The organism is Pseudomonas chlororaphis subsp. chlororaphis (genome assembly GCF_003945765.1).
In the GTDB taxonomy this organism is placed as follows: Bacteria; Pseudomonadota; Gammaproteobacteria; order Pseudomonadales; family Pseudomonadaceae; genus Aquipseudomonas; species Aquipseudomonas chlororaphis.
Genome location: NZ_CP027712.1, coordinates 2,733,854 through 2,759,796 on the forward strand (window position 1 = coordinate 2,733,854; position 25,943 = coordinate 2,759,796).

Consider the following 25,943-nt stretch of genomic DNA (forward strand, 5'->3'; position numbering starts at 1 on the left):
CTTTAGTGAAACGGGACAGGTTTGCAGCCGTCCCGTTTGTTTTCAGCGTTTGAATAAGGCATTGCCTGCGGGCGAAGCTCATTCTCTGGGCGCAAGAATTAATCGAAATAGATTAATGTCTACACTAACTTATCTGCCAGTTGTTTGAAGACATCTCGACCCAGGTCATCTCGTTCAACAGCAAATAGGAAGAGGCAGAGGCCATTGCTAGTCTTTTCCCACTGATGCCCAATCTGTTGTTTCTCTTTGGAGTCGTCGTTCGTCTTGTAGGGCTCACCTTTGTACTCCACAACTAGAATACGGCCATCTTCCAGCTCTGCTATGAAGTCTGGGTAAAAGTAGTCAGATGCGGTTGGTAACCAGAATGAGCAGCTCTCTTGGCGTTCAATGTTGCGAACCCAGTGCTTAACCTTGGGGTGAGCATCAATCGCCATCGCGCATCGGAATTCCTCTGAGGTATTACCAGCTGGCGTTTTTTCCCGAAGGTCATGGATAACGGGATAGAAGTGCTTGTTGAATTCGTAGCTGCCTTGATAAATGTTCCGTGCTGGATATCTTCCGGCGTCGAATGAGAAACTGTACTGCGCCACCTCCTCTAGCGTCGGTACGGACATGTCAAAGAGTCGCCTTTGGAATCCTTTCTCCATAGCTTGTTTACGCAGACGCTCTATTTCATTCTTGATGGCATCGGCCAGCTGAAATCTAGCACGAACCAGCGCGGTTAAGCCCAGGCCAACATCACTCATAAGGTGGGAAAGCAACTTTGTTAGATAGGCTAGCACCTGTGGCTGAGGCAGGAATGGTTTGCGCACTTGTATATCCAGCCATCGCACTAGGTCTTGTAGGCTGATATGGCTAGTTACCTCGTTCAATTTTAGCTGTTGGGCATCAATGTGGCGGAACTTGACTTTCTCCCCCTGCATATCAATCTCGAAGGAGTTGACTGTTTCGTGAATGGCGAAGCCTGCAAGTTGCACGGGATAGTCCAGTAAGTTCCAGTCGCCTAACTCCGCCAGGGTTTCTTTCTCGACAACTTCAAGGTAACCATCCAGTTTTAGGCACAGCTGAGGAATTGGTGAGAATAAGATCCCTAACTGCGCCGGAGCTCGTAATGCATTTCGAACCGCCCGATGATCAGCAAATTGCTGAGCTACCTTTTCCTTAGCTGCTTTGGCTTTTGGGGGGAGGGACGCAGTAATAAACGTTTCCGCTTGTTTCAGAATCTCGTTATCCACGTTGCCTTTGAGCACCAGGGTTGCGCCTTGTGATGTAGGACGAATTTCAACCTGCGCTTTCAAGTCTTCCGGCCAATTATAAGTTTCAGGTACTGACGGTAGCTCGACATGACAGTCAGGTATTGAGGGAGTAGTGGTCTGGCCAATAATCTGCGCTATGCCATCGGAGCCGCCAGCCAAGGGAAGAGACTGCTGAGGAACAATAATGCCGGCGGTATCCAATCGCTCAAAACCCATGTTCTGAACTAAGCGATCGCGAAGATTGCTGGCAGCCTCTGCAAAGTTTGTTGCCACGATGTGGGCATAGGCTTTGTTTAAGGATGCTTGGTTGCGATCAGTTGCATATGGCATGCGGAGTACACGCCCCAGTAACTGCTCGACATCTTTGGAGGAGTTCACCGATTGGAGGCTGGATAGCACGTAGGCGAAGGAGCAGTCCCAGCCTTCTTTTAAAGCTTCGATAGTTATTATGTATCGAACCTTGCAGTCTGGATCGAATAAATCAACTCCATCTAGTTCTTTTTGGGCGCCAGTAGCAATTGCAACTTGTTCGGGAGAGATATTTTCCTGCTCGATTAAGTGTTGCTTTACAACGTCAACCGTTGCTTCACCACCTTTTGGCATGGCTTGGATAAGCACAATTGGGCGAACGTAGTCGTCTTCTTTTAGAGCCGCAAGTTCAAGACTATCTCGCGTTAGGATCGAGTCACGTAGGCACTCTCGCCATCCTTCTGGATGTTCAGCTAGGACAATAGGCAACTTGATCATCTGCTCCGCACGAAGTTCTTGGGCGGACACGTGGTAGAGAACGTTGTTGCCTGGGACTGGGGTTGCAGTCATTTCGACTACGCAACTTGGGTGTAACCGGCCCAGTGTTTTGAAAAAACGGTCGGTGCGATTGTTGTGTGCTTCATCCACGATGACTAGTGGACGGTGTAAATGCAGCCAGTTTGCAACTGACCACTTAACTCTGCCAAGGTCCTTGGTGGTCAGGAACTTCTGGTTCTGCAGATCGCCCTCAGTAACCTTTTCAAGATTGGCTATCAGTGGAGCAGGTAAGTCACGGAAGTGTTCACCAAGCTCTTCAAAAAATGAATAAACGTTTCGCTTGCTAGTATCACTAACATTGAGGGCCTGTATAGTCGCCACAACGACGATGCAAGCTTTACCTATATCGTGTGGGCCTACTGTCTGTAAACTTTCGAGATCGCAGATACGTATGCGATCTCCGAAATAGTAGGCCAGGGCTTGACGATACGGATGGCGGGCATTTGAGAGGGCTTCAAGTGTTTGAGTCCGGATGGTATCTGAAGGCGTGAGCCACAGCGCAATAGGGGCATCACTGTCGAGAACTGATTTACCAGCAAGTGCCACGGCGTGAGCTGCTAGTAGAGTCTTGCCGCCACCAGTTGGAACGCGTAAGCAGACGCTAGGGACGTTAGAAAAAATCTCTTGGTAAGCTTCAGTGCGCTGTTGCCGCTGCAGTACATGTTTGTAGGCTTCTTGAATAGAAACCTTACGTGTCCTATCAAAAAAATCACTCAGAGCGTCTAAGGCGTCGTTTTGGTACTTTTTTAGTTTGAACATAGTCGGCTCTCAGCGCATCTTTACGTCGTAGGGAATTTGTTTGAAGGTGATGTCTTCGGCATTCATGCGTGCTGAGCCTAGGCGGGTGGTTTCTCCATAAACCACAATGGGGCCAGGGTTCGGTTGTAGATCTCGTAACATTGCAACGACTGCATTTGTTAGGACATTGCCGCCTGCGGGGCGTCGGTCACCGAGGATGCCATTGTAGAGGAGAAAATAGCTGGTTCCGTGATGTTCACCCAATAGTAGAGAGTTGAAATCCTGCTGACCGGGAGCTCCTGTTTCAAGGTGCCAGATGTATGCCGCAAGAGTGCCAAAGCGCACAGAACTGGTGAGTTGGCCTTGCTCGTCGAAAGCAGGTTCGCCCAGAGTAAAGAAGGAGAAGCCCCCCCCCCATTCCAGTTAACGGTATGACTGATACCGCCTAATTCGCCCTCGATGACTTTTTCGAGGCGTGGTACACAGTGCGTTCGTGCGTGATCTCCCATTTCGATGCCGATGTAGCGTCGGCCTATCTTGTGAGCAACTGCGGCAGAAGTACCAGACCCCAAAAATGAATCCAGCACGAGGTCACCTGGATTAGTAGCAATTCGGAGGACTAAGTGAACAAGCTCTTCTGGTTTAGGGGTAGAGAATGGCTCTATTTCTGGTAGGAGTTTACGAAGATGGTCTCGTTTTGCCGACTGGTTGGACCCCGCATCTTCGGCGGGCCACCAAGTTCGAGGGACAACTCCATCCTGAACATCAGTCAGATAACGTTTGATAATAGGCAGCCGGTCCCCATCCTTTCCAAAGTAGACTCGGTTTTCGGCTAGGGCTAGCCTTAGGCTTTCCTGTGAGAATCGCCAGTAGTTGCCTGAGGGGGGCGTCACTACACGCCCGGATGGCAGGGTTATCGGGTATCTCTGCGCGGCACTACCGCTTTTGGCGGTTCCGTTGTCTCCCTGTAACCATGGGCCTCTTGGATCCTTGTCTGGGTTTTTGTATCGAGCATTTTGCTCTTCAGTTCTGTCGAGTAGATTTCTTGTCTTGCTCCATACATCCCTCTGGCGTGCAAACAAAATGACGTGATCGTGAGCGCTAGAAACATCTGTATCGTTTCGGCGACCTTTATCTTTTTCCCAAGCGAAGGAGGCAACGAAGTTTTTCCTGCCGAATACTTCGTCCATGAGAACTTTGAGGTAGTGAGCTTCGTTGTCGTCAATAGTTACCCAGATGCTACCGTCTTCGGCAAGCAACTCGCGTAGGAGTACTAGGCGCGGATACATCATCGACAACCACTGACTATGCTCTAGGTTGTCGTCGTAGTGTTCGAATGCGCTTTTTGTGTTGTACGGAGGGTCGATGAAAATGCATTTCACCTGACCGGCGTAGAATGGGATCAGCGATTTCAAGGCTAAGAGGTTGTCACCTTGTATGATGAGGTTCTTGCTAGCGGCTTGAGTGTCGCCGTAGGTTTTCTCTCGCTTTAGTAGGTGATAAGGCACCTCAAGCGGGATTTCTTTGGCTTGGTTTTTGTTGACCCAATCTAGAAATGGCATTTTGCTTTTGGCCCTTGCTGATGCAAAAAAGGAGCATTGTATCCGCCGCTCGCGTGATTAAAACACTAGTGTTTAGGAGAGGCTGGTGAGGTCGCCGGTTGCAGGCGTTCCTGCACGATCAGGACCTTGAGCGACTCGGGAGAAGAGTTTCGTTGGTACATGACAAACTATCTTGTTAGGGCGGGTCTGGGGGGACGCTTACCCAGTGCAAGCACCTTTTGATACTGATTGGGAATCCTATAGGCGTTAGCTGGCTGGACGTGGAACACAGACCGCAGAAGCAAATGACCACTCCTGCTGCCGAAGGAGCGTTTATGGTCTCCCGCCTGTCCCTCTATTCATTGTCGGATGAGTCCATGAGATTGAGTGTCGTCGAACAGGAGGATGCCTGAGGCTTCTGAAGTAACCAAGCTACCAGGTGGATTCTTGGATGGAACAGGGCTATTTCGGACAATTAAAAAGCCGGCAAAGAGCCTGATGCCAACCAGTTAAGCTGTTCGCACGGTTTCACTCGTGAGGACAGATATGCCGGAGGCCACAACAATGTCGTTTCTCCTTGGAGAGAGAAACGACATTTTTTCTTAACTGACTGGTATTAGGCTTGCTGTTGGCTAAAAGCACGAGTCTCAATCACTGCCAACACATCCCGCACATCCTGCAGCAACAACCGGGCGGTATTGGTCACGGTGCCAATGTCCTTGTCGCTGGAATCTCGCAACGTAATGCAGGCCATCAAGTTCAGGTAGTCGAGGGTGGTGCGCAAACGCTCGCTGGCGCATGCATGTAGATCCGCTAAAGGCGCATGGCTATCGATAAACAGTACAGGCGTGTCGCTGGCGATTGGCGTCAGCGGGATAAAGCGTTGAGGCTCATCTTGAGTCTTCATGGCATTGCTCCTCGTATCGGAAAATACAGCTGCCATTCGCTGCGAATCGAATTGGGTGGCAGCTATGCGCGGGTTCGCAGACCGAAGATACGAGAACTCGGCAGATCCGAAGATCTCCCGCACACAGCCGCCATAAAGAAAGCAAACTCAGGACGCGGTGGGCGACCAGTGTTTTTATGGTGGGCTTAGATTAATCGTATCTGTAGGGCTGCGAAACCCTGTCGCTGATCGAAATCAGCAGACGTGAAAACTATAGGTGTGGGGTGGATTAGGAACAACGGCAGGGCTGTAGGAAAGGTCTCGATTGTGGGTAGGGCGAGGCTGAGTCGTTGATCCTTGCCGCAAGCGAGATGGTTGCTAACACTCCGTAGCGGTTACCGCAGGTCCAGGCCATGGCGCCATTCAGTCGTTGAGGTGTAGCTGGATAATCGGGGTGTGCCGGTTTGGGGGCGCTGCGCGCCCCATCGCAGCCTCGCGGGCTCGGCAGCGGCTACAGGGCGTAAGACTTTGCTATTCTGCGCGCCTTTTATCCATTGCAAGGAGCGCAGGCATGACCCAGTCCGTTGATGGCGGGAGGCGAGTAGGGATAGGGAAGCGGGGTGGTGTGTCTCGCTTGCGGCATTTTCTCTTCCGGTTGGCGCCGGCGCTTTTAGTGGGTTTGGCGCTGAGTGTGTCCACGGCCAGCGCCAACCCGGTCACCACTTATCGCGGCACGCTCGGCGATACGCCGGTGGAGCTGGCGCTGGTGTATGACTCGCAATACGGCGGCGGGATGTCCGGCTATTGGTTTAGCGGGGCCGAGCGCTTGCCGATGCCTTTGGAGCTCACGCCGTATCGTCCGGACAGGGGGCTGTTGATCAATATCATGGATAACCCGACGTTGCCGGCGGCGGCTGTGTCGTTGCAGCCCTTTGCCGAGGGGGCTGAGGCGTTGCAGGGGGCCTTGGTCGATTTGCGCACGGGCGTACAGCAGCCGTTGCAGTTGCAGCGGGTGATGCGTTTTGGCGGGAGTCAGCGCGAGGCCTTTGACGGTGAGCTGTTGCAGCCGGCGGCCGACCAGCAGTTCTACTTCAGTGTGCATGCCGTGCGCAATGCCGGGGAGGACAGGGGGCGGGTGGACAACATCCGGGTGCTGAGCCGGGCCACCGGCGAGGTGGTGCAGGAGGTGGGCGGGCAGTGGTGCATGGCTCCGACCGGGACCCGCACCCTGACCTTCGAGCATTTCGATGCCGATTCCACCCTCGATTTCCAGGTGCAGGGCTACAGCTTGAACGGCCCGTACGGCAGTGTGCTGTGCGCGCCGACCCAGTATTACCTGTACCACCCACAGACCCAGGCGTATCTGCGCCATCCGCAGCTGGAGCAGTTGGCCGCCGAGGGCACGGTGCGCTTTGCCGGCGGGCAGATGGAGTTCAGCAAGCAGGACTTTATCAACTTCAGTGCGGGCACCCAGCGTAGGGACTATTACCGCGTGATCAGCCCTGACCGGCTGGAATTCATTCAGTCTCTCGAGGGGCGTTTCTGATGCGGCGGGTTAATGTTTTTCGTGGGTTGGCGGCGGTGCTGCTGGTGTCGTGGCTTGTGCCGGCGCAAGCGGCCCATGGGGTGTATCAGGGCACCTTGGGCAAGCAGGCCATTGTGCTGACACTGGGCAGCCAGAACGCGCTGTACCAGGGGACCTATGCCTACCAGCGCTATCGCACGCCGATCCGCCTCAAGCCGACCTTCAGTTTCAGCAACAAGGTGCTGGCCATGGACGAGCTGGACGAGCAGGGCCTGCCGGTGGCGCGCTTGCAGTTCAACGACCTGATGGTCAGCCGCCAGAGCGAGCAGGTGCGCGGCAGTTGGACCAGTTATCGCACTGGCAAGACCTTGCCCATCAGACTGAAGCTGGTGGCGCTGGTGGACTCGGACCGTTCGTGGCCGCAGCCGAACACCACGCTGTTGCAGAGCGCGTCCACCAAACGCTGGTATTTCCAGGTGCCGATGCAGGGCAATGACCAGCGGATAACGGCGATCGAGGTGGTGGACAAGGCCAGCGGCAAACCGCTGCAGACCCTGACGCTGGCGGCGCCGGGTTGTCTGTATCAAGGGGTGGATATGTTGCAGGTGCAGGCCGAGGGGCAGAGCCTGCGGCTCAGTTTGAGCGACTGCAGGTTGCCGGGGTTTCAGTGGAATAAGGGGAGTGGGCGGTTTGAGGCTTTGCCTTGAGGTGTTGTCGGTCGGCTTGGTGTCTATTCAGATAGATCGTATTTGCAGGTTTTGCGACTGCTGCGCAGCCGATCGCAGCCTCGCGGGCTCGGCAGCGGCTACAGGGTGTGCGTCGCTGGGCAAAGCTCGCGTTGCATGATCAGGGTGCGTTCTTCGCCGTGGTGTTGTTCGCGCAGGGTGCGAAAGCCCAGGTTGGCGTAGAAGCCTTCGGCGGTGATCGAGGCGGGCACCGTCAGCTGGGTGAGGCCGGCGCCCAGGGCCTGGCGTTCGAGCTCGGCCATCAGTTGGCGGCCGATGCCCTGGCCTTGTCTATCCGGGGCGACGAAGACCGAGCGCACTACATGGCCGTCGAGGCTGGCGGTGCCGACAATTTCGCCGGCCGCTTGTGCCACCCAGACCTGGCGTTTGCTCAATAGCCGGCGCACGGCGTGCGGGCTGAAGTTTTCCTGCACCTGGGCGATTACCGCGGCGGGGTAGTCCCGGGCGTTGCTGGTCTGCAGGGCGGCGATGATCAGGCGGCTGATGGCGTCGGCGTCCTGCGTGTGGGCGGGGCGGATTTCACAGTCCATGTGGAGGAGTCCTTTGAAGGGCAGGTCTGGACACTAGCCTTGGTGGGTCTGGTTCGCCAAGGGCTTAGTGCGTGCGGCGTGCTTCCAGCCACTGAAACAGCAGCATGCCCGCCAGCATGGCCAGGACAAATACCCAGGCCTGCCAATGGGGCGTGAGCAGCAGGGTCAGTCCCGGCCCCGGGCAGATGCCGGCGATGCCCCAGCCGACGCCGAACAGCAGGCTGCCACCGATCAGGCGGCGGTCGATGTCGCGGCGGGTGGGCAATTGCATGCTCGCGCCGAGCAGAGCATTGGGCTGTTTGATGGCCCAGTGGAACGGCCACCAGGCAGCGCCGATGGCGCCGAGCATCACCAGGGCCAGGGACGGGTCCCACTGGCCCGCCAGATCGAGAAAGCCCAGGACCTTGGTCGGGTTGGCCATGCCCGACAGCAGCAGGCCGAGGCCAAACACCAGGCCGGCGATAAAAGCCGTGACCTTGCGCATTTTCACAGACTTCCCGTTCATAGCCCCATCCCGTGGCGCAGCAGCCAGACGGTGATAAAGCCGGTCAGCATAAAACTCAGGGTGGCGACCAATGAGCGCGGCGACCATCGGGAGATGCCACAGACCCCATGACCACTGGTGCAGCCCGCGCTGTAGCGCGTACCCAGGCCCACCAACAGCCCGGCGCCGATCAGGCCGGCTATGCCGCTTTGAAACTCGATCGCCGGCAACACCTGGAACAGCCCCCAGAACAACGGCGCCAGCAGCAGGCCCGACAGGAACAGGGCCTTCTCACTCCAGCCTTCGCTGCCCGGTTGCAACAGGCTGCCCAGCAAACCGCTGATCCCGGCGATACGCCCGTTGGCCATGACAAACAGACCGGCGGCCAGACCAATCAGCGCGCCACCGGCGAGGGCGCTCCAAGGCGTGAAGTGCAGCCAGTCGATGTTCATGGGAGGGGCACCTTGTGCGAGGGAAGGGTGAGTGGGGTTTAGTCTTTGGGGTGGTGGTGCGATATGTCTGAGGTGGTTAGAGGAGGGGGGCTGTCAGTTGGGGAGTTGCCTGTGAGAGTTGCGGTATGCCGCAGAGCATCAGCGCGTCAACTGGGCGATGAGTACTCTCATTACCAAGGCGTCCAGTCAGGTGTGTGAGGGGGAGTTGTTTACCAACTGCCATAGGGAATTCCGTATTTCTCTATATAACGTTTGGACTTCTCGCTGACCTTATAGGCGTAACGCCCATTGTTTTTTCCTTGGTCCGGTCCCAATGGCTCAACTTCTGCTTGGGCCCGGGCTACTTTGACAGGGTGACGGCATTCATCCCTTACCCACACCTGAACGATGCCGCCAGGGGCCAGGCCTAAATAGACCGATGCCATATAGCGTGCAGTCTGATGCGGAGTCTCCGGGCAGCGTCGGTTAGTCGAGGTCCACATGATTTTTCGGGCTTCTTCCGGGATATCGACCCAGGCGCGATAAGTCTGTGGCTCTACGATGGATTGCCAACGCACGTAAATTCGCTTGGGAAGGTCTGCGCCAACTACTGACCATCCACTGCCTCCAACGCTATCCCCCCAGCCTCTGGCCCACTCTTTTTCGTAACCGAGGTCGCCACCCGCAGCGGAGCCGCCACCAGTACGAGTGAATAGTTTGCCGTTGATGTCCTCAACAGCACTGTCCTCGACCCAGACCTTCATGTAGTACGGTTCGATGAAGCCAAGCTCCCACCAGGGATCTTTGGGGTCGTTTTTTCCGGATAGTGGGTCGGTCTGACAGCCAGTCAACAGCAGTGCGCCCAGCAGGGCGATGAACATTCTCATTACCAAAGCGTCCAGTCAGGTACGTGAGGGGACGTGATTGGTGAGCAGCGCGCTTCGATATCAGAAGGGACCTGCCTACCAACTGCCATAGGGAATGCCATATTTCTCTATGTAGCGTTTGGAGTTTTCGGAGAGGGGGTAATAGTGCCCGTTTGATTTACCGAGGTGCGGTCCCAGCGGTTCAATCTCCGCCTGGGCACGGGCGATTTTGATCGGATGACGGCATTCGTCTCTGACCCAAACCTGAACAATGCCTCCCGGGGCCAGCCCCAGATTGACTGAGGCCATATAGCTTGCGGTTTGCTTTGGAGTCGCCGGGCAACGTCGGTTGGTTGCAGTGCGCATCAGCTGTCGGGCCTCTTCCGGGATATCGATCCATACCCGATAGGTTTGTGGTTCTACGACCGACTGCCAGCGCACGAAAATGCGTTTGGGTAGGTCGGCGCCTACTGCGGGATAACCATCACCTCCCACGCCATCCCAGCCTCTGGCCCATTCTTTTTTGAAACCAGGATCGCCGCCTGCTGCAGTCCCCCCTCCTATACGACGAACTAGTTTTCCGCGGATATCCTCTACTGCGCTTTCTTCAACCCAGACTTTCATGTAGTAGGGCTCGGTAAATCCGAGATCCCACCAGGGGGCCTTGGGATCATTTTTTCCGGAAAGTGGGTCTGCGGCTTGGCAGCCACTTAACAGCAGTGTGCCCAGCAGGGCGATGAATGCTCTCATTACCAAAGCGTCCAGTCAGGTACGTGAGGATGTTGCACGCGCACGGCATCCACCGTGGGAGCATTGATATAGACGACTTTAAGGCTACCTCCATCCTGTTTGCCAAGCGGGTGGTTCCAGTGGGCCGAGAGATGGATGTAACGCAGCTTGAGCATGGTTTCCTCGGTTGGAGTCGTACTGTAGTCACCGGCGACGAATCTGTCACAAAGGGCCTGAAGTTCTAGGGGAATGGCATAGTCCGGATCCTGCTCGTCAATAACGTTGAAGCGCACGCCGTTCTCCTTGGCCAACTCATACATCACATGGAGATACACCCTCGATAGTCTGTTGCTCATCGGTCTCTTGAGCTGTACGCCGGCATATACCCGTTTTTTTTGTAAGCCGAGACGGTCCTGTGAATCCTGCGGTAGCAACAGCGGTTCCGGCGTGACGATCTCCAGCCATTGTGCGGGCCAGCCCTCGCTCAGCCAGCGTTTTCTCGCCTGGACCGCTTCCCGGTAAATTGAGGTCTGTGTCACGTCGGTATTGATAGGCACCTCCAGTGCCTGCATCGGGCTGACCAGCACACATTCCTGCGCCTCATCCAAATAGCCTCCGCCGATATCCGAGTGCGCGCCGGGCAGGGCAATCTCGAGGTGGTCGGGCTTGACCCGGCTCAGGGCAAAGTTAGCCCGGTACTCGTCGCGAGCGACCAGTTGGACCACTGAGCGAAAGTAGCGGCGGTCGAGGTGCAGCTTGATGCCCGGGGCAATGGCGCTGCGCACGTTGCCCAGATTGCTCAAGCCGGCAACCGACGGCACTGTGTCGAACAGGCCGATAAATCCCATATCAACATCGTTACCGTACTGTCGATTGAAGCTAGGGCAAAAAGCGTCGGAATGACTGTGCAGAATCAGTTCGAGCGGACCCAGCCAGCGTACGACTTCATTGGCAAAGTGCCGGGCTGCGGCGGCGCCTCGGCTAAAGCCGAAAGCGTCAAAAGTCAGAGATGAGATTTCGGATTCGGGATTTTGCTCGAAGAAGAAAACAATACGTTCCTCGATTTCACGGAATGCCCTCTGCACACACCCTGATATTCCCGTATCGCCACGTCCTGTACCCGAGGTAATCAGGCTGTCCTTCTCGCCAGTCCGCGTTCCGATCCCCTCGACATAGATTGAGCGATAGGCGCGTCTTTGCAGGCCTTCGCCTTCGGCTTTCTGCGGGGAGTAGTACAGCTCCCTCAGCCTTTTGACGTTGCTCACATCATTTCCATAACTACTCTCCGGATCCCTCATATACGGCTTGCAACTGCCATCGAGATCCTTGTCCTCAATAGGATGCTGGGCGCCACACAGCTGGCCCATGGCCGAGTTGCTGGCGTTGTTGCCGGTGCCATCAAAGAACACGCCAATGCGCAGCGCTACCTGGACCTTTTCAGGCGGTGGCGCAGGCTCTTTGGCGTATTTCTCGTACTGCGCCCAGAGCTGTTCGCCGTAGCTGGGCTCTTCGGTTTCGGCGGCGCGTTCAGCGGGGCTCTGGTTGGGATTGGCGGGCCGTAAAACACTGGGCATCGGCCCGGGTCCGTTGCTGGCCATGGCGGGTCCTGGTTCAGGCGAAAGGGGCGCTGGAAACCGTACCGGGAATGGCGGGGCAGGGATTTAGGAGGATTCTGCAAGCGGCGACGCAGTGGCTGATTTGGTTGTAGGAACGGTTTATTGCCAGGATGTTTTTGTCGTTTGAGTGGGCGCTATCGCGAGCAAGCTCGCTCCTGCAGTGGGAGCGAGCTCATGAGCTCAGTGCCAGGCTCCTAGCGCCCCCAGGCTGAGCATCACCGCCGCCAGCATCCCCACCAAGGCAAACAACTGCTGCAACCGCGGCCCCGCCAGGTAGCGGGCGACCTGCCGGCCGGCGATCAGCCCCAGCACTGCGCCAATGGCGAAGGGCGCGCCCACCGCCCAGTGCATCACGCCGCTGAGGCTGGCGGTGATCACGCTGCCGGCGGACACCAGGGCGATCACCGCCAGGGAGGTGGCGACGATGCTTTTGCTGTCCAGGTTGGTGTAGCGGGTCAGCGCTGGGATGATCACGAAGCCGCCGCCGACCCCGAGCAACCCGGAGAGTAGCCCCGAGAGCAGGCCGGTGACGGTCAGCGCGCGGGCGCAGGGCAGGGTCCAGCGCAGCCGGCCCTGCAAGGGGTTGAGTACGCAGGGCTGGAAGGCCGCGCGGGGCGCTGGCTGGCCGTGGCGCAGTTCGCGGGTGGCCTTGAGCAGGATGCGCCCGCAGGCGTACAGCAGCACCGCGGAAAACAGCAGGGCCAGAGGCAGGTTCGGCAGGCGGTGGGCCAGCCACAGGCCCACGGGCGCCATGAGGATGCCGATGGCGGCGACGAAGCCGGCGGCGCGGTAACGCACGATGCCCTCGCGCAGCCCCAGCACCGCACCCACGGCGGCCGCCAGGCCCACCGCGAGCAGGCCGATGGGCGCGGCCTCGACCATGCTCAGGCCGAGGCCAAACACCAGCAGCGGCACCGCGAGAATCCCGCCGCCGGCCCCGGTCAATGCCAGGATCGCTCCGATCAGTGCGCCGAGGCCGGCGCCCAGCAAGCTGTACTCACTCATGATTCCGGCAGGTCCGTCACCAGGCTCGGCCGCGCCAGCCACTCATGGCCCTTGAGCATGCCGCGCCAGTACAGCGGCGGCAGGATGCGTTCCTTCAGCCACCAGGCGCGGCGGGTCGGCTGGCGACCGTCCAGCAGCCAGGCCGGAAAGCTCGGCGCGACCTTGCCGCCGTAGGTGAATTCGGCGAGGACGATCTTGCCGCGCTCCACGGTCAGCGGGCAGGAGCCGTAGCCGTCGTATTGCGCCCGGGTCGGCAGGCGCTTGAGGTTCACCAGCACGTTGGTGGCCACCACCGGCGCCTGCTTGCGCGCCGCCGCCGCGGTTTTCGCGTTGCTGGTATTGGTCCCGTCGCCCAGGCCGTGGATGTTGCTGTAGCGCTTGTGCCGCAGGCTGTACGGGTCGACGTCGATCCAGCCGGCGGCGTCGGCCAGCGGGCTGTTGCGGATAAAGTCCGGGGCGGTCTGCGGCGGCACCACGTGCAGCATGTCGAAGGGCAGTTCGATGCGTTCCTGCTGGCCATCGGCACCGTTGCGCACGAAGGTCGCCCGCTTACCGGGGCCGTCCACCGCCACCAGGTTGTGGCCGAAATCCAGGGCGATGTCGTATTTCTTCACGTATTCCATCAGCGCCGGCACATAGTCCGGTACGCCGAACAGCACGCCGCCGGCATTCAGGAAACGGGTGTTGATCTGCCCCAGCCGGCCGTTGCGCAGCCAGTGATCGCAGGACAGGTACATGGCCTTCTGCGGCGCGCCGGCGCATTTGATCGGCATCGGCGGCTGGCTGAACAGCGCCTGGCCCTGCTTGAGGTTCTGCGCCAGTTGCCAGGTGTAGGGCGCCAGGTCGTAGCGGTAGTTGGAGGTCACGCCATGCTTGCCCAGGGTTTCGCTCAGGCCGTCGATGGCGTTCCAGTCGAGCTTGAGGCCGGGGCAGACGATCAACTGGTCATAACCCAGCACGCGCCCGTCGTTGAGCAGCAGGGCGTTGTGCTCCGGCTCGAAGCTGCTCACCGCCGCCTGAATCCACTTCACCCCCTTGGGGATCAGCGAGGCCATGCTGCGGGCGGTATCTTCGGCGCGGAACACCCCGGCGCCGACCAGGGTCCAGCCGGGCTGGTAATAGTGGGTGTCGGCCGGGTCGATGATGGCGACGTCCAGGTGCGGTTCGCGGCTGATCAGGCTGGACGCGGTGGCAATGCCGGCCGCGCCGCCGCCGACGATCAGCACCTGGTGGCTGCCGTTGACGGCTCGTGGGATGGGGGAAATGGGGCGCATGGCAGCGTCTCCTGGTGGAGTGGCGTTATAGGTGTTAAAGGGCGTTCAGCGGGATCTTCAGGTAGCTCACGCCGTTGTCGTCGGGCTCGGGGAACTGGCCGCTGCGCATGTTGACCTGCACCGACGGCAGGATCAGCACCGGCATTTCCAGGGTGGCGTCGCGGGCTTCGCGCATGCGCACAAAGGCGTCTTCGTCGATCCCTTCATGGATATGGATATTGTGGGCGCGCTGTTCGGCGACCGTGGTCATGTATTGCAGCTCGCGGCCGTTGGGCAGGTAGTCGTGGCACATGAACAGCCGGGTCTGCGCTGGCAGGGCGAGGATCTTGCCGATGGAGCGGTACAGGGTGCGCGCGTCGGCGCCGGGGAAGTCGCAGCGGGCAGTGCCGTAGTCGGGCATGAACAGGGTGTCGCCGACAAAGGCCACGGTCTCTTCACCAACCTGTACCAGGTAGGTCATGCACGCCGGGGTATGGCCGGGGGTGTGCAGGGCGCGGGCCTGGAGGTTGCCGATGGCGAAGCGGCTGTCGTCTTCGAGCAGCACGTCGAACTGGCTGCCGTCGCGGGCAAAGCCCTGGCCTTCGTTGAACAGCCGGCCGAACACCTGTTGCACCACGGTGATCTGGTTGCCGATTGCCACCCGGGCGCCGAGCTGGGCCTTGAGGTAGGCCGCGGCGGACAGGTGATCGGCGTGCACGTGGGTTTCGAGGATCCAGTCGACCTGGGCGTCCAGTTCACGCACCCGGGCAATCAGTTTGTCGGCGGACTCGGTGCGGGTGCGGCCGGACTTGGGGTCGTAGTCCAGCACGCTGTCGATCAGCGCGCAGCGCCGGGTGTCGAGGTCCATCACCAGGTAGCTGATGGTCCACGTCTGGCTGTCAAAAAAGGCTTCTACGCACAGCGATGCGCCGATGATCATGGGGTTCTCCGAGCAATAGGGTGACGCCGGCCGGGACTGGCAGTCGTCCCTAGGCTCTGTACGAAAAGTGGCTGCGCTCGGTCATGCTGCGTTAAAAACAGGCTCGGAATGCTCATGTAGGCCCCTACACTCCGCTTCCTCGCCTGTTTTTGCCTTGCCTGACCTTCGCTCGCCGACTTTTCGTACAGACCCTTGGACTGTCAATAAGCGTGCCAACCGGCGCGCGCTGCTTTTACCGCCCATTCATTGAATTCAAAGGCCTGGGGTGGGCGTTCTGGCTGTCACTGTCAATTGTGGGTGGCAGTCGATTGGCAGTTTCTGGCAGAAAATGGCAGAACCCGGGCCCATGGTTTAAGCTGCCGCGCAATGCCCAGGAGTTGCCATGCCCCAGACCCCGAATGCCCTCGCCAATCCTGAAATGTTAGCCCTGATGTCCTATCTGGAGCATGACGCGCAGCCGACGATCCTGTTAGACACCGACTACAACATCCTCGCCGCCAACACCGCCTACCAGCGCCAGTTCGGTGTCGAGGGCAAGCCCCATGTCGGCGCCAAGTGCTATCGGGTGTCCCACCAGTTCGCGGTGCCGTGCGACCAGGCCGGCGAGCATTGCCCGATGCGCAAGGCCTTCGAGACCCGCCTGCCGGAGCGCCTGCTGCATATCCATCACACCCCGCGCGGGCCGGAGCATGTGGACGTCGAGTTGCGGCCGATCCTCGGCGACACGGGGCAGGTGGTGGCTTACGTCGAGCGCCTGAGTTCGGTGGCGGTGGCTTCGGTGCAACCGCAGCAGAAGGGGCTGGTGGGGCGTTCACCGGCCTTCAATGCGGCCTTGAGTGCCCTGCAGCGGGCGGCGCCGTCGCAGATCCCGGTGCTGCTGCAGGGCGAATCCGGCACCGGCAAGGAGCTGTTCGCTCGCGCCCTGCATGACGGCAGCCCACGTGCCGGCGGGCCGCTGGTGGTGGTCGATTGCACCGGTCTGACCGAGTCGCTGCTGGAGAGCGAACTGTTCGGCTACGAGAAGGGGGCCTTTACCGGCGCCCTGCAACGCAAGATCGGCCTGGCCGAGGCGGCCCATGGCGGCACCTTGTTTCTCGACGAGATCGGTGAAGTGCCGCTGGCGATGCAGGTCAAGCTGCTGCGGCTGATCGAGTCTGGCAGCTTTCGCCCGGTGGGCAGCCTGCGCACCGTGCATTCGGACTTCCGCCTGGTCTCGGCGACCCACAAGCCGCTCAAGGAAATGGTCGCCGCCGGCACCTTCCGCCAGGACCTGTACTACCGCATCAGCGCCTTCCCGATCCGTCTGCCGGCCCTGCGCGAGCGCAGCGACGACCTGCCGCTGCTGATCGACAGCCTGCTGCAACGCCTGGCGCCGGGCGCCGTGCCGCGGGTCGCACCGCAAGCACTGGAGCGCCTGGGTCTGTATGCCTACCCGGGCAATATCCGCGAGCTGCGCAATATCCTCGAACGGGCGCGGCTGTTCAGCGACGACGGGGTGATCCGCGTCGAGGATTTGCCCGAGGAATTGCGCGAGGGTAGCGCCGCCGCGACAACGCCGCCGAGCCGGCGCCGCGCGGGCAAGGACCTGGAACAACTGGCCCACGCCCTGGAAGTGTTCGAAGGCTCGCGCAGCGAACTGGCCAAGGCCCTGGGCCTGAGCGAGCGCACCCTGTACCGACGCCTGAAGGCCCTGGGCATTTCCTGAGCCACGCCATATCGCCCCCTCGATATTCCGCTCCTGCTCAATGCCTGTGTAGCCGCTGCCGCAGGCTGCGATCGAGCGGCACGCTCGTGGCGATCCTGCTGGCGCCAGAGATCCTTCGGGTCTATCGCAGGCTGCGCCAGCGGCTACAGGGATGCGCTTCGGCGGTAAGGGGGTATTAGCTCCAGGGCACGATGGCGATGCGCCGTGGTCGTAGTTTCTGCCCGCCTTTTTTCGACGTCACGCCAGTGGCGCCGGGCCTTTGAGGAGTCGCCATGAGCCAGGACCTACTCGCCACCGAAACCAATCGCCGGCAGTTGCAGCAGATCATTTCCGGACTGTCCGACGGGGTCATCCTGCTCGAGGCGGACCGGCGCATCGTCTGGGCCAACGAGGCGGCGCTGGCCATGCACGGGGTCGAGGAGATCGCCGAGCTGGGCGCTGACGACCAGCAATACGCCGAGCGTTTCGCCCTGCGTTATCGCAACAACCACCCGCTGGCCCTGGACAGCTACCCCATCAATAGGGTCGCCGCCGGGGAGACTTTCAGCGATGTGGTGGTGGAGGTGCGCAGCGGCGAGGGTGAGGAAGAACGTACCTGGGTGCATCGGGTGCGCAGCATGATCCTCACCGACCGCGCCGGCGAGGTGGAATCCCTGGTGCTAATCCTCAGCGACGCCACCGAGTGGGCCAGCGCCGAACAGCGCTTCGAGAAGACCTTCAATTCCAACCCGGCGCCGGCGGTGATCTGCCGCCTCAGCGACCTGCGCTACATCAAGGTCAACCAGGGCTTCCTGGAAATGACCGGTTATGCCCGCGACCAGGTGATCGGCCGCTCGGTGTACGAAGTGGATGTGCTGGAGGGCGCCGAGCGCAAGGACCTGGCCATCGAACGCCTGAACCAGGGCGCGACCATCCCGCAGATGCAGGCCGAACTGCGCCTGCCCGAAGGCGGCAGCAAGCTGGTGATCGTTGCCGGCCAGCCGCTGGATATCAACGAAGAAGACTGCATGCTGTTTTCCTTCATGGACCTGGAGCCGCGGCGCAAGGCCGAGACGGCCCTGCGCCAGAGCGAGGAGCGCTTTGCCAAGGCGTTTCGCCTGACGCCGGTGCCGACCCTGGTCTGCGGCGCCGACAGCCAGCAGATCGTCGACGTCAACGAGGCCTTTCTCGACAGCACCGGTTATGCCGCCGAGGAGCTACTGGGCAAGACCGTGGAAGAAGTCGGTTTCATCGCCAGCCCGCAGGCCTGCGCCAGCCTGTTCGGCGCCCTGGAGAAAAGCGCCGATGTGCGCAACGTCGACCTTCGGGTGGCGAAGAAGGGTGGCGAACTGCTCGACTGCGTGGTCTCGGCCGACACCGTGGATATCCAGGGCAAGCCCAGCTACCTGCTGGTGCTGATGGACATCACCGAGCGCAAGCGCTCCGAGCTGGAGCTGGTGTCGGCGATCGAGGAGGTGATGCGCGATGCCTCGTGGTTCAGCCAGACCCTGATCGAAAAGCTGGCCAATGTGCGCAGCGCCAACCAGGCCGAGCAGCCCAGTGCGTCCTTTACCGACCTGACCGCCCGCGAGCGCGATGTGCTGGGGCTGATCTGCGAGGGCCTGGCCGACAAGGAGATCGCCGCGCGCCTGCAGCTGGCGCCCAGCACGGTGCGCAATCACGTGGCCACGGTGTATTCCAAGCTGGCGGTGCACAGCCGCGCCGAGGCCATTGTCTGGGCTCGCGAGCGCGGGCTGTTCAGCGGCGAGCGCCGTGGCAAGGCTCAGCGCTGACAGGTGCAAATGCACCAGTGCCACCAGTACAAATGGCGCTTTTGCGGCGTGACGGGGTTTCTTAGGCTGGGTGAGGTGCGGTGCCGTGGCTGACACGGGCCATGCACCGAACATCATCAGCTGAAGGAATGCACGATGCGTAGCGAACAGATCAAAGGCGCGGTGGGCACGGCGGCCGGCAAGGCCCAGGGCGTGGTAGGCGAGCTGCTGGACGATCAGCAGATGCGCCTGGAAGGGGCGGCCCGCCAGGCCGCCGGGCAATGGCAGGAAACCTATGGCGATGCGCTGGACAGCGTCTCCCGCTTTGTCCGTGACAAACCCATGGCCAGCGTCGCCATCCTCGCTGGGATCGGCCTGCTGGCCGGCCTGTTATGGCGTCGCCGCTGAGGAAGGCCTGGGTGATTTCCCGGGCGCAGTTGCGCCGCTACATCGAACAGGGCTTCGCGCCCCTGGCCTGTGCCTTCAGCACCGGCTCCGACTCCACCTTCACCCTGCGGATCTACGAACCGCAAAGCGGCCGGGTCGACCTGGTGGTCACCGGCATCGACCCGCGGCTGCTTGAGACTGAGGCGGACGTGCTGGCGATGATCGAGGAGCTGCGGTACGAGTTGCGCAGCAACTCCATCAGCCTGCTGCATCTGTCCTGACCCCCGCCGACATGCTCTTCGTAGGGGAGTGGCGTGGGTAGCTGCGCTTCAGCCCTTGGCGATCAGGCTCGGCCGGCAATCGAGGCTCAGGCGCGCGCCGCCGCGGTCGCTGCTGCCGACGTCGAGCTTGAAGCCGTGCAGGCTGACGATGGCGGCGACGATGGAGAGGCCCAGGCCAAAGCCGCCGTGGGAGTTGCTGTCGTCGACCCGGTAGAAGCGCTGGAACACCGCCTTACGCTCGGCCTCGGGAATGCCGGGGCCGGAGTCGAGGACTTCCAGGCGCGTGCAGCCGCCGTCCTCGACACCGCGCAGAATCACCTCGCCGCCCGGCGGGGTGAACTTGATCGAGTTGCTCAACAGATTGGCCAGGGCCTCGAACAGCAGGGCGCGGTCGCCGGTCAGGCTCGGCAGCGTGGCGGGCACATCCAGGGTCAGGGTCAGTTGGCCTTCCTCGGCCAGCGGCAAATAAAAGTCATACAGCTCGCGCAGCAGCGGCAGCGGGTCGAGCTCGACAAACCCCGAGCGGCGCTGGTGATCCTCGATCTCGGAAATCCGCAGCAAGCCGCGAAAACGCGCCATCAGCCGGTCGGCCTCGGCCAGCACCTGGTCCAGCTGCAAGGCTTCGGGTGTGCCCTCGACCGCCTGTTGCTGCATGCGGTACAGCTGGGCGCGCAGGCGGGTCAGCGGGGTGCGCAGGTCGTGGGCGATGTTGTCGCACACGCCCTTGACCTCGTTCATCAGCCGCTCGATGCGGTCGAGCATGGCGTTGACGATGGCCGCCAGCATGTCCAGCTCGTCGCGGCGGTTGGACAGCGGCAGGCGGTGGGTCATGTCGCCGGCGACTATCGCCTCGGCGCTGGCCTGCAGGGCGCGAATGCGCCGCAGCGGCCGGCGCCGGAGCAGGTGCCAGCCGGCGGCCCCGGGAATGATGGTCAGCGACACGCCCCACAGCAGCGCGTGGAGGATGATCCGCGTCACCGCGAACAGCGAGCCGTTGTCGCGCACCAGGATCAGCCAGCGGCCATCACGGGTGTAGGTGGCCACCGCATCGCAACTGTCGCGGGGCAGGTTGGGGTCGTCGGAGTCGATGCAGCTCTTGAGCTCATGGATCTGCCCGTCCAGCGGCAGGTCGTCGGGGATCTCGCGGATCGGCCCGCTGAGGTAGTGGCGGCGCTCGTCGAACAGGCCATAGGCGTCGATGGCGCGCATGTCGAAGGTCATGCTGGTGGTCAGGGCCTCTTCCAGCTGCTCGCCCTGGAAGCGCGCGAACAGGTGCTGGCGCTGCATCAGCGAGTGCTTGGCCAGGCTTTCCAGATACCCGGACACCTCGTAGTACATGACGCCCATGAGGATGCAGCTCCAGGCCACGAACAGCGAACTGTAGAGCGCCAGCAGGCGGCTGCTGGAGGAGCGCCAGCCCTTAGAGGGGTTCAGCAATGACATAACCCGAGCCTCGCACGGTGCGGATCAGCGGGGTCATGCCGGGCGGATCGATCTTCTTGCGCAGACGGCCGATATGCACGTCGATCAGGTTGGTGCCCGGGTCGAAGTGATAACCCCAGACCTCCTCGAAAATCATCATCCGCGAGAGGATCTGGCCGGTGTTGCGCATGAGGAATTCCAGCAGCTTGTATTCGGTGGGCAACAGGCTCAGCAACTGGTCGGCGCGGGTCGCTTCGCGGCTGATCAGGTTCAGCTCCAGGTCGGCGACCCGCAGGCTGGTCTCGAACTCCTGCACCGTGCTCTTGCGCCGCAGCAGCACCTCGACCCGGGCCGCCATTTCGTCGGAGGCGAAGGGTTTGGTCAGGTAGTCGTCGCCGCCGGCGCGCAGGCCGCGCACGCGTTCGTCGACGTCGGACAGGGCGCTGATCATCAGGATCGGCGTCGACACGCCGATGGTGCGCAGGGTGGTGACGATGGCCAGGCCGTCCAGCTCGGGCAGCATGCGGTCGAGGGTGATCAGGTCGTAGTCGCCGCTGACGGCGCGTACCAGGCCTTCGCGACCGTTATCGACCCAATCCACGTCCAGCCCGTGGCTGCTCAGTTCGGCCACGATTTCGCGGGCTGTTACGGCATCGTCTTCGATGGTCAGAATGCGGGTCATAGGGGCTTACCTGATTGGGATTTCATGACACAGGCCGGCATTTTGCCAAGAAATGGCCGCGGGCTTTCTAAAAAATCTTTCATCTTCGCGCCAGTGCCCTGGCCAACGCAGGGTAGCAGGCGGGCCGGGTCGGGCATTCGTTGATATCATCCAGCTATTACTGGCTGGCAGGGACGCTACGCAATGCACCGACCTCATGACCTCGACTGGAAAGCCCTGGGCGTCTGCCTGTTACTGCTGGCGGCGGCCCCGGCGTTCGCCGCCAATCAACCCTGCTCCGGCAAGAAGGGCGGGATCGCCGGTTGCGACGGCGAGCTGTTTTTGTGCAACGACGGCTCCATCAGCAGCTCCAAGCAAAACTGCGCCGCGCGCTACGGCGACCCGGGCCAGGCGGCGCGTCCGCAAAGCCTGTTGCGCAGCAGCGACGGCTGCTCCTGTGGCAGTGGCAGTTTCTGCACCGGCCCGCGGGGCGGGGTCTATTGCCTGACCCCGAGCGGCAGCAAAAGCTACAAGCGCAAATAACCCGCGCAGACACCGATTGGACAGCCCCGGGCGCCTCTACTAGCGTTGCCGGCACGGCGCCGCCGGGGGCCACTTTCGGGGACAGGACGGATGGACAAACAGCAAGCCAAGCGCCAAGTCATCGCCAGCCTCGAGGCCGGGCGCTCCAAGGGCGAAACCTTTGCCGCGTTCGCCGGCAGCGGGATCAAGGAGCGGCTGCTGGCGTTCTGGATCGCGGCCTATTCCGACCCCGCGCTCTATGCCCGGCACCGGCGCAAAATCCAGCTCCTGCTGGCGGTGATGTTGCTGCAGGCGGTGGTCGGCGCGGTGGCCGGGTTCTTCCTCGGCTCGGCCATCGGCCCCAAGGCTGCCTGGGTATTCGCGCTCTTGGGTGGGGTGGTGCCGCTGCTGTTTGCCTGGGGCTTCCATAAACCTTCGGCGAACGCCTACACCTTCTATGCCCTTCTGACCCTGTCACAATTCCCGCGGTTGTTCGAAGGTTATACCGAGGACCCGTTGGGGACCCTGATCGGCGCGGCCATTACCTTGGGGGTGGTGTTTTTCGCGATGTACGTGCGCAATCTGATCTTTCCGGATTTCGCTTTTATCGGGCCGCGCAAGGTCAAGGGCCGCTACGTGTTTTCCAGTTAGGGCAGGGCGGCGCAAGGCGCATTCCAGAGCCTTGCGCTTTGCTTGGCCCAGATCAATGTTGTTGTTCGACAAACCTACTAGATTGGCCCGGTGTTCAGCCCCGAGGAGCTGGCGTCGCGCAACCGTGATCAGGGTCGATGACCAGGTTCACGCCGATGCACAGCAGGACGCTGGCATTCCTCTTCACTCAAGGACGAATTTCCTGATGCGCCATACCGAACGAACCTTCGATATCCAGCCGCTGCAACAGGCGGATATGACCATCAGCCTCAATGGCCAGCCGGTGACGGCGGCGATTGGTGAAACCGTACTCAGCGTCATCCAGTCCCTCGGACTGCGTCAGGTGGCGCGCAACGACCACGGTCAGCTGGCCGGCGCCTATTGCGGTATGGGCGTGTGCCATTGCTGCCTGGTGCAGATCGACGGCCGGCACAAGCGCCGGGCCTGCCAGACCCAGGTGCGGCCAGGCATGCAGGTACAGACCGAAGTCAACCGCATCATTGCCGCGCAGGAGGTGCTATGAGCCTCAACCCACTGATCGTCGGCGGCGGCCCCGCGGGCATGGCCGCGGCCATCGAATTGGCCGAGCACGGGGTGCGCAGTACCCTGATCGACGAGGCCTCGCGCCTGGGCGGCGTGGTCTATCGCGGACCGCTGCGCGACGGCGTGCAGTTGGACTATCTGGGGCCGCGTTATTGCGAGGCCCTGGCGAAACTGCACGGCGCCTTTTCCGACTGTGAACAGATGATCGATGTGCGCCTCAACCACCGGGTGGTGGGGGCCGAAGGCAAGGGCAGCCTGGTCCTGCTGGATGCCGACGAGCAGTTGCAGGAAGTGGCCTATCCGCAGTTGCTGCTGGCCGCCGGTTGCCATGAACGCAGCGTGCCGTTTCCCGGTTGGACCTTGCCCGGGGTGATGCTGCTGGGCGGCTTGCAGTTGCAGATCAAGAGCGGCGTGGTCAAGCCGCGCGGGCCGGTGGTGATCGCCGGCAGCGGGCCGTTGCTGCCGCTGGTGGCCTGCCAACTGCACGCCAGTGGCGCGAATGTAGCGGCGGTCTACGAGGCCTGCACCTTTGGCCGGATCGCCAAGGAAAGCCTGGCGCTGCTGAACAAGCCGCAGCTGTTCCTCGACGGCCTGAGCATGCTCGCCTACCTCAAGTTGCACCGCATTCCTGTGCATTACGGCTGGGGCGTGGTCGAGGCCCAGGGCGCGGGCGGCCTGGAAAGCGTCAGCGTGGCGCCGTACTCGGCGCGCTGGGAGCCGGACCTGAGCCGCCTGCAACAGGTCGCCGCGCAGACCCTGGCGGTGGGCTACGGCTTTATCCCGCGCACCCAGCTCAGCCAGCAGATGGGCCTCAACCACGGCTTCAGCCATGACGGCTACCTGCGCGCCACGGCCAACGTCTGGCAGCAAAGCAGCGAGCCGCACATTCACCTGGCCGGCGACATGGGCGGGATTCGCGGCGGCGAGGCAGCGATGCTCACCGGGCGCATCGCCGCGCTGTCGATCCTGATGCAGCGCGATGTGCTGAGCAACGAGGAGGCCCTGGCGCGGCGCCAGAAGTACCAGAACAAACTGGCCTCCATCACGCGTTTCCGCGCCGCGGTGGACCGCTACACCGAACGCGGCACCGGGCAGATCGAACTGCCGGCCGCCGACACCCTGATCTGCCGTTGCGAACACGCCACCCGTGGCGATATCGACCGCGCCCTGGAGCAGGGCGTGCAGGACATGGCCAGCCTGAAGATGCGCACCCGGGTGAGCATGGGCGACTGCCAGGGCCGCATGTGCGTGGGCTATTGCAGCGACCGCCTGCGCCAGGCCACCGGGCGCCAGGACGTGGGCTGGCTGCGCCCGCGTTTCCCCCTGGACCCGATTCCTTTTTCTGCCTTCCCTCAACCGAGCAAGGATGCTGTGAATCATGAGTAAGTTCTACGACGTGGTCATCGCCGGCGGCGGTGTGATCGGCGCTTCCTGCGCGTACCAGTTGTCCAAGCGCAAGAACCTGCGGGTGGCGTTGATCGACGCCAAGCGTCCGGGCAATGCCACACGTGCCTCGGCCGGCGGCCTGTGGGCCATCGGCGAGTCGGTGGGGCTGGGCTGCGGGGTGATCTTCTTTCGCATGATGTCGGCGCGCAACAAGCGCCAGGCCCAGGGTTCGGCGGTGCTGGTGGACTCCAGCACGCCGCATATCCTGCCGCAGTCGTTCTTCGACTTCGCCCTGCAATCCAACGGCTTGTACCCGCAACTGCATGAAGAGCTGCGCGAGCGCCACGGCATGGACTTCAAGTTCGAGCGCACCGGGCTGAAGTTCGTGATCTACGACGACGAGGACCGGCTCTACGCCGAGCACATCGTGGCCTGCATCCCGCACCTGTCCCATCAGGTGCGCTGGCTCGACCAGGCGGCGCTGCGCCAGGCGGAGCCGAACGTCAGCCATCACGCCCAGGGCGCCCTGGAATTCCTCTGCGACCACCAGGTCAACCCGTTCCGCCTGGCCGACGCCTACACCGAAGGTGCGCGGCAGAACGGCGTGGACATGTACTTCAACACCAACGTCACCGGGGTGCTGCACCAGGGCAGCCGGATCAGCGGCGTGCAGACGGCGGAGGCGGGGCTGTTCCATTGCGACACCCTGATCAACGCCGCCGGCGCCTGGGCCGCCGAGCTGAGCCTGCAAGCCACCGGCGCGAGCATTCCGGTAAAACCGGTCAAGGGCCAGATCCTGCTCACCGAGCGCATGCCGCAACTGCTCAACGGTTGCCTGACCACCAGCGACTGCTACATGGCGCAGAAGGACAACGGCGAGATCCTGATCGGCAGCACCACCGAGGACAAGGGCTTCGACATCAGCACCACCTACCGGGAAATCCAGGGCCTGGTGCAGGGCGCGGTGCGCTGCGTGCCGCAGCTCGAACAGGTCAACCTCAAGCGCTGCTGGGCCGGCCTGCGCCCGGGCTCGCCGGATGAACTACCGATCCTCGGGCCGATGTGCGGGGTAGAGGGTTACCTCAATGCCTGCGGGCACTTCCGCACCGGCATCCTGACCTCGGCGATCACCGGGGTGCTGCTGGATCGGTTGGTGAATGAGGAGGCGTTGCCGCTGGATATCACGCCGTTCCTTGCCGAGCGTTTCGGCTTGCAGGCGGTGGCGCCGTTGCAGGTGGCGCTGGCCTGAGGCGGGGTTGACGCGGTGTTGCTTGAGCACCG

The 25,943-nt window shown here is 61.4% G+C and carries 25 protein-coding genes; 11 read left to right on the top strand and 14 right to left on the bottom strand.

Annotated features, from left to right (window positions below):
- Positions 1-119: 119 nt before the first annotated feature.
- The 3 genes from C4K27_RS12620 to C4K27_RS12630 all read right to left on the bottom strand — a co-directional run bounded on the left by C4K27_RS12620 (position 120) and on the right by C4K27_RS12630 (position 5,249).
- The gene (locus C4K27_RS12620) at positions 120-2,822 is read right to left on the bottom strand and encodes a DEAD/DEAH box helicase (protein ID WP_053260702.1); all 2,703 of its coding nucleotides are present in this window, start codon (positions 2,820-2,822) and stop codon (positions 120-122) included.
- Between the two features lie 158 nt (positions 2,823-2,980).
- The gene (locus C4K27_RS12625) at positions 2,981-4,363 is read right to left on the bottom strand and encodes a site-specific DNA-methyltransferase (protein ID WP_249040642.1); all 1,383 of its coding nucleotides are present in this window, start codon (positions 4,361-4,363) and stop codon (positions 2,981-2,983) included.
- Positions 4,364-4,958: 595 nt separating this feature from the next.
- Positions 4,959-5,249 (bottom strand): hypothetical protein, encoded by a 291-nt coding sequence (locus C4K27_RS12630; RefSeq protein WP_053260704.1) that lies wholly within the window; start codon positions 5,247-5,249, stop codon positions 4,959-4,961.
- 550 nt (positions 5,250-5,799) lie between these two features.
- Between C4K27_RS12630 and C4K27_RS12635 the strand changes: the two genes are divergently transcribed.
- Together C4K27_RS12635 and C4K27_RS12640 are read left to right on the top strand one after the other, a co-directional pair.
- A complete protein-coding gene (locus C4K27_RS12635) occupies positions 5,800-6,774 on the top strand; it encodes a hypothetical protein (protein ID WP_053260705.1) in 975 nt (324 codons plus the stop codon).
- A complete protein-coding gene (locus C4K27_RS12640; RefSeq protein ID WP_053260706.1) occupies positions 6,774-7,460 on the top strand; it encodes a hypothetical protein in 687 nt (228 codons plus the stop codon). The genes C4K27_RS12635 and C4K27_RS12640 overlap by 1 nt, the downstream gene beginning before the upstream one ends.
- Before the next feature lie 98 nt (positions 7,461-7,558).
- Here the strand turns inward: C4K27_RS12640 and C4K27_RS12645 are convergent, their stop codons facing one another.
- The 9 genes from C4K27_RS12645 to C4K27_RS12685 form a co-directional block, all read right to left on the bottom strand.
- Positions 7,559-8,029, bottom strand: a complete 471-nt coding sequence (locus tag C4K27_RS12645; RefSeq protein ID WP_053260707.1) for a GNAT family N-acetyltransferase — start codon at positions 8,027-8,029, stop codon at positions 7,559-7,561.
- A 64-nt stretch (positions 8,030-8,093) separates the two neighbouring features.
- Positions 8,094-8,513, bottom strand: coding sequence for a DUF6691 family protein (locus C4K27_RS12650; protein WP_053260708.1), 420 nt, complete (start codon positions 8,511-8,513; stop codon positions 8,094-8,096).
- Between the two features lie 17 nt (positions 8,514-8,530).
- Positions 8,531-8,965 carry a YeeE/YedE family protein gene (locus C4K27_RS12655; protein WP_053260709.1) on the bottom strand — a complete coding sequence of 145 codons (435 nt, stop codon included), beginning with the start codon at positions 8,963-8,965 and terminating at the stop codon, positions 8,531-8,533.
- Between the two features lie 209 nt (positions 8,966-9,174).
- Positions 9,175-9,831 (bottom strand): DUF2931 family protein, encoded by a 657-nt coding sequence (locus C4K27_RS12660; protein WP_053260710.1) that lies wholly within the window; start codon positions 9,829-9,831, stop codon positions 9,175-9,177.
- 75 nt (positions 9,832-9,906) lie between these two features.
- A complete protein-coding gene (locus C4K27_RS12665; protein WP_081002260.1) occupies positions 9,907-10,560 on the bottom strand; it encodes a DUF2931 family protein in 654 nt (217 codons plus the stop codon).
- Positions 10,560-12,137 (bottom strand): phospholipase effector Tle1 domain-containing protein, encoded by a 1,578-nt coding sequence (locus C4K27_RS12670; RefSeq protein ID WP_053260711.1) that lies wholly within the window; start codon positions 12,135-12,137, stop codon positions 10,560-10,562. The genes C4K27_RS12665 and C4K27_RS12670 overlap by 1 nt, the downstream gene beginning before the upstream one ends.
- A gap of 198 nt (positions 12,138-12,335) precedes the next feature.
- Positions 12,336-13,160 (bottom strand): sulfite exporter TauE/SafE family protein, encoded by an 825-nt coding sequence (locus C4K27_RS12675; RefSeq protein WP_009043357.1) that lies wholly within the window; start codon positions 13,158-13,160, stop codon positions 12,336-12,338.
- Positions 13,157-14,434 (bottom strand): NAD(P)/FAD-dependent oxidoreductase, encoded by a 1,278-nt coding sequence (locus tag C4K27_RS12680; RefSeq protein ID WP_053260712.1) that lies wholly within the window; start codon positions 14,432-14,434, stop codon positions 13,157-13,159. Before C4K27_RS12680 ends, C4K27_RS12675 begins: the two co-directional genes overlap by 4 nt.
- Positions 14,435-14,468: 34 nt before the next feature.
- Complete coding sequence (locus tag C4K27_RS12685) at positions 14,469-15,353, bottom strand: MBL fold metallo-hydrolase (protein ID WP_053260713.1); 885 nt, start codon at positions 15,351-15,353, stop codon at positions 14,469-14,471.
- Positions 15,354-15,735: 382 nt separating this feature from the next.
- Between C4K27_RS12685 and C4K27_RS12690 the strand changes: the two genes are divergently transcribed.
- The 4 genes from C4K27_RS12690 (at position 15,736) to C4K27_RS12705 (ending at position 19,477) form a co-directional block, all read left to right on the top strand.
- On the top strand, positions 15,736-17,058 hold the full coding sequence (locus C4K27_RS12690) for a sigma-54 interaction domain-containing protein (RefSeq protein ID WP_053260714.1): 1,323 nt from the start codon (positions 15,736-15,738) through the stop codon (positions 17,056-17,058).
- A gap of 272 nt (positions 17,059-17,330) precedes the next feature.
- The gene (locus C4K27_RS12695) at positions 17,331-18,830 is read left to right on the top strand and encodes a helix-turn-helix transcriptional regulator (RefSeq protein WP_053260715.1); all 1,500 of its coding nucleotides are present in this window, start codon (positions 17,331-17,333) and stop codon (positions 18,828-18,830) included.
- 135 nt (positions 18,831-18,965) lie between these two features.
- Positions 18,966-19,217 carry a CsbD family protein gene (locus C4K27_RS12700; RefSeq protein WP_053260716.1) on the top strand — a complete coding sequence of 84 codons (252 nt, stop codon included), beginning with the start codon at positions 18,966-18,968 and terminating at the stop codon, positions 19,215-19,217.
- A gap of 11 nt (positions 19,218-19,228) precedes the next feature.
- Entirely contained in the window at positions 19,229-19,477 is a 249-nt protein-coding gene (locus C4K27_RS12705; protein ID WP_081002271.1) for a DUF1652 domain-containing protein, read from the top strand.
- A gap of 48 nt (positions 19,478-19,525) precedes the next feature.
- Here the strand turns inward: C4K27_RS12705 and C4K27_RS12710 are convergent, their stop codons facing one another.
- A complete protein-coding gene (locus C4K27_RS12710; protein WP_053260718.1) occupies positions 19,526-20,920 on the bottom strand; it encodes a sensor histidine kinase in 1,395 nt (464 codons plus the stop codon).
- The gene (locus C4K27_RS12715) at positions 20,898-21,581 is read right to left on the bottom strand and encodes a response regulator transcription factor (protein ID WP_007930717.1); all 684 of its coding nucleotides are present in this window, start codon (positions 21,579-21,581) and stop codon (positions 20,898-20,900) included. The genes C4K27_RS12710 and C4K27_RS12715 overlap by 23 nt, the downstream gene beginning before the upstream one ends.
- A 183-nt stretch (positions 21,582-21,764) precedes the next feature.
- Here C4K27_RS12715 and C4K27_RS12720 point away from each other — a divergent pair, with 183 nt between their 5' ends.
- The 5 genes from C4K27_RS12720 to hcnC all read left to right on the top strand — a co-directional run bounded on the left by C4K27_RS12720 (position 21,765) and on the right by hcnC (position 25,911).
- Positions 21,765-22,103, top strand: a complete 339-nt coding sequence (locus C4K27_RS12720; RefSeq protein ID WP_053260719.1) for a YdcA family protein — start codon at positions 21,765-21,767, stop codon at positions 22,101-22,103.
- Between the two features lie 90 nt (positions 22,104-22,193).
- Positions 22,194-22,733 carry a hypothetical protein gene (locus tag C4K27_RS12725; protein WP_053260720.1) on the top strand — a complete coding sequence of 180 codons (540 nt, stop codon included), beginning with the start codon at positions 22,194-22,196 and terminating at the stop codon, positions 22,731-22,733.
- Between the two features lie 205 nt (positions 22,734-22,938).
- Positions 22,939-23,256 carry a cyanide-forming glycine dehydrogenase subunit HcnA gene (gene hcnA / locus C4K27_RS12730; protein WP_007930720.1) on the top strand — a complete coding sequence of 106 codons (318 nt, stop codon included), beginning with the start codon at positions 22,939-22,941 and terminating at the stop codon, positions 23,254-23,256.
- Entirely contained in the window at positions 23,253-24,662 is a 1,410-nt protein-coding gene (gene hcnB / locus C4K27_RS12735; RefSeq protein ID WP_053260721.1) for a cyanide-forming glycine dehydrogenase subunit HcnB, read from the top strand. The genes hcnA and hcnB overlap by 4 nt, the downstream gene beginning before the upstream one ends.
- On the top strand, positions 24,655-25,911 hold the full coding sequence (hcnC, locus tag C4K27_RS12740; RefSeq protein ID WP_007930723.1) for a cyanide-forming glycine dehydrogenase subunit HcnC: 1,257 nt from the start codon (positions 24,655-24,657) through the stop codon (positions 25,909-25,911). The genes hcnB and hcnC overlap by 8 nt, the downstream gene beginning before the upstream one ends.
- Positions 25,912-25,943: the final 32 nt, after the last annotated feature.

Bases quoted from the DNA above. Each gene is read 5' to 3' on its own strand.
- hcnB (WP_053260721.1), top strand. From the start codon at position 23,253: ATGAGCCTCAACCCACTGATCGTCGGCGGCGGCCCCGCGGGCATGGCC.
- C4K27_RS12625 (WP_249040642.1), bottom strand. From the start codon at position 4,363: ATGCCATTTCTAGATTGGGTCAACAAAAACCAAGCCAAAGAAATCCCG.
- C4K27_RS12645 (WP_053260707.1), bottom strand. From the start codon at position 8,029: ATGGACTGTGAAATCCGCCCCGCCCACACGCAGGACGCCGACGCCATC.
- C4K27_RS12655 (WP_053260709.1), bottom strand. From the start codon at position 8,965: ATGAACATCGACTGGCTGCACTTCACGCCTTGGAGCGCCCTCGCCGGT.
- C4K27_RS12685 (WP_053260713.1), bottom strand. From the start codon at position 15,353: ATGATCATCGGCGCATCGCTGTGCGTAGAAGCCTTTTTTGACAGCCAG.
- C4K27_RS12695 (WP_053260715.1), top strand. From the start codon at position 17,331: ATGAGCCAGGACCTACTCGCCACCGAAACCAATCGCCGGCAGTTGCAG.
- C4K27_RS12690 (WP_053260714.1), top strand. From the start codon at position 15,736: ATGCCCCAGACCCCGAATGCCCTCGCCAATCCTGAAATGTTAGCCCTG.
- C4K27_RS12665 (WP_081002260.1), bottom strand. From the start codon at position 10,560: ATGAGAGCATTCATCGCCCTGCTGGGCACACTGCTGTTAAGTGGCTGC.
- C4K27_RS12725 (WP_053260720.1), top strand. From the start codon at position 22,194: ATGGACAAACAGCAAGCCAAGCGCCAAGTCATCGCCAGCCTCGAGGCC.
- C4K27_RS12620 (WP_053260702.1), bottom strand. From the start codon at position 2,822: ATGTTCAAACTAAAAAAGTACCAAAACGACGCCTTAGACGCTCTGAGT.
- C4K27_RS12650 (WP_053260708.1), bottom strand. From the start codon at position 8,513: ATGCGCAAGGTCACGGCTTTTATCGCCGGCCTGGTGTTTGGCCTCGGC.
- C4K27_RS12720 (WP_053260719.1), top strand. From the start codon at position 21,765: ATGCACCGACCTCATGACCTCGACTGGAAAGCCCTGGGCGTCTGCCTG.
- hcnC (WP_007930723.1), top strand. From the start codon at position 24,655: ATGAGTAAGTTCTACGACGTGGTCATCGCCGGCGGCGGTGTGATCGGC.
- C4K27_RS12660 (WP_053260710.1), bottom strand. From the start codon at position 9,831: ATGAGAATGTTCATCGCCCTGCTGGGCGCACTGCTGTTGACTGGCTGT.
- C4K27_RS12640 (WP_053260706.1), top strand. From the start codon at position 6,774: ATGCGGCGGGTTAATGTTTTTCGTGGGTTGGCGGCGGTGCTGCTGGTG.
- C4K27_RS12710 (WP_053260718.1), bottom strand. From the start codon at position 20,920: ATGTCATTGCTGAACCCCTCTAAGGGCTGGCGCTCCTCCAGCAGCCGC.
- hcnA (WP_007930720.1), top strand. From the start codon at position 22,939: ATGCGCCATACCGAACGAACCTTCGATATCCAGCCGCTGCAACAGGCG.
- C4K27_RS12635 (WP_053260705.1), top strand. From the start codon at position 5,800: ATGACCCAGTCCGTTGATGGCGGGAGGCGAGTAGGGATAGGGAAGCGG.
- C4K27_RS12680 (WP_053260712.1), bottom strand. From the start codon at position 14,434: ATGCGCCCCATTTCCCCCATCCCACGAGCCGTCAACGGCAGCCACCAG.
- C4K27_RS12630 (WP_053260704.1), bottom strand. From the start codon at position 5,249: ATGAAGACTCAAGATGAGCCTCAACGCTTTATCCCGCTGACGCCAATC.
- C4K27_RS12670 (WP_053260711.1), bottom strand. From the start codon at position 12,137: ATGGCCAGCAACGGACCCGGGCCGATGCCCAGTGTTTTACGGCCCGCC.
- C4K27_RS12715 (WP_007930717.1), bottom strand. From the start codon at position 21,581: ATGACCCGCATTCTGACCATCGAAGACGATGCCGTAACAGCCCGCGAA.
- C4K27_RS12700 (WP_053260716.1), top strand. From the start codon at position 18,966: ATGCGTAGCGAACAGATCAAAGGCGCGGTGGGCACGGCGGCCGGCAAG.
- C4K27_RS12675 (WP_009043357.1), bottom strand. From the start codon at position 13,160: ATGAGTGAGTACAGCTTGCTGGGCGCCGGCCTCGGCGCACTGATCGGA.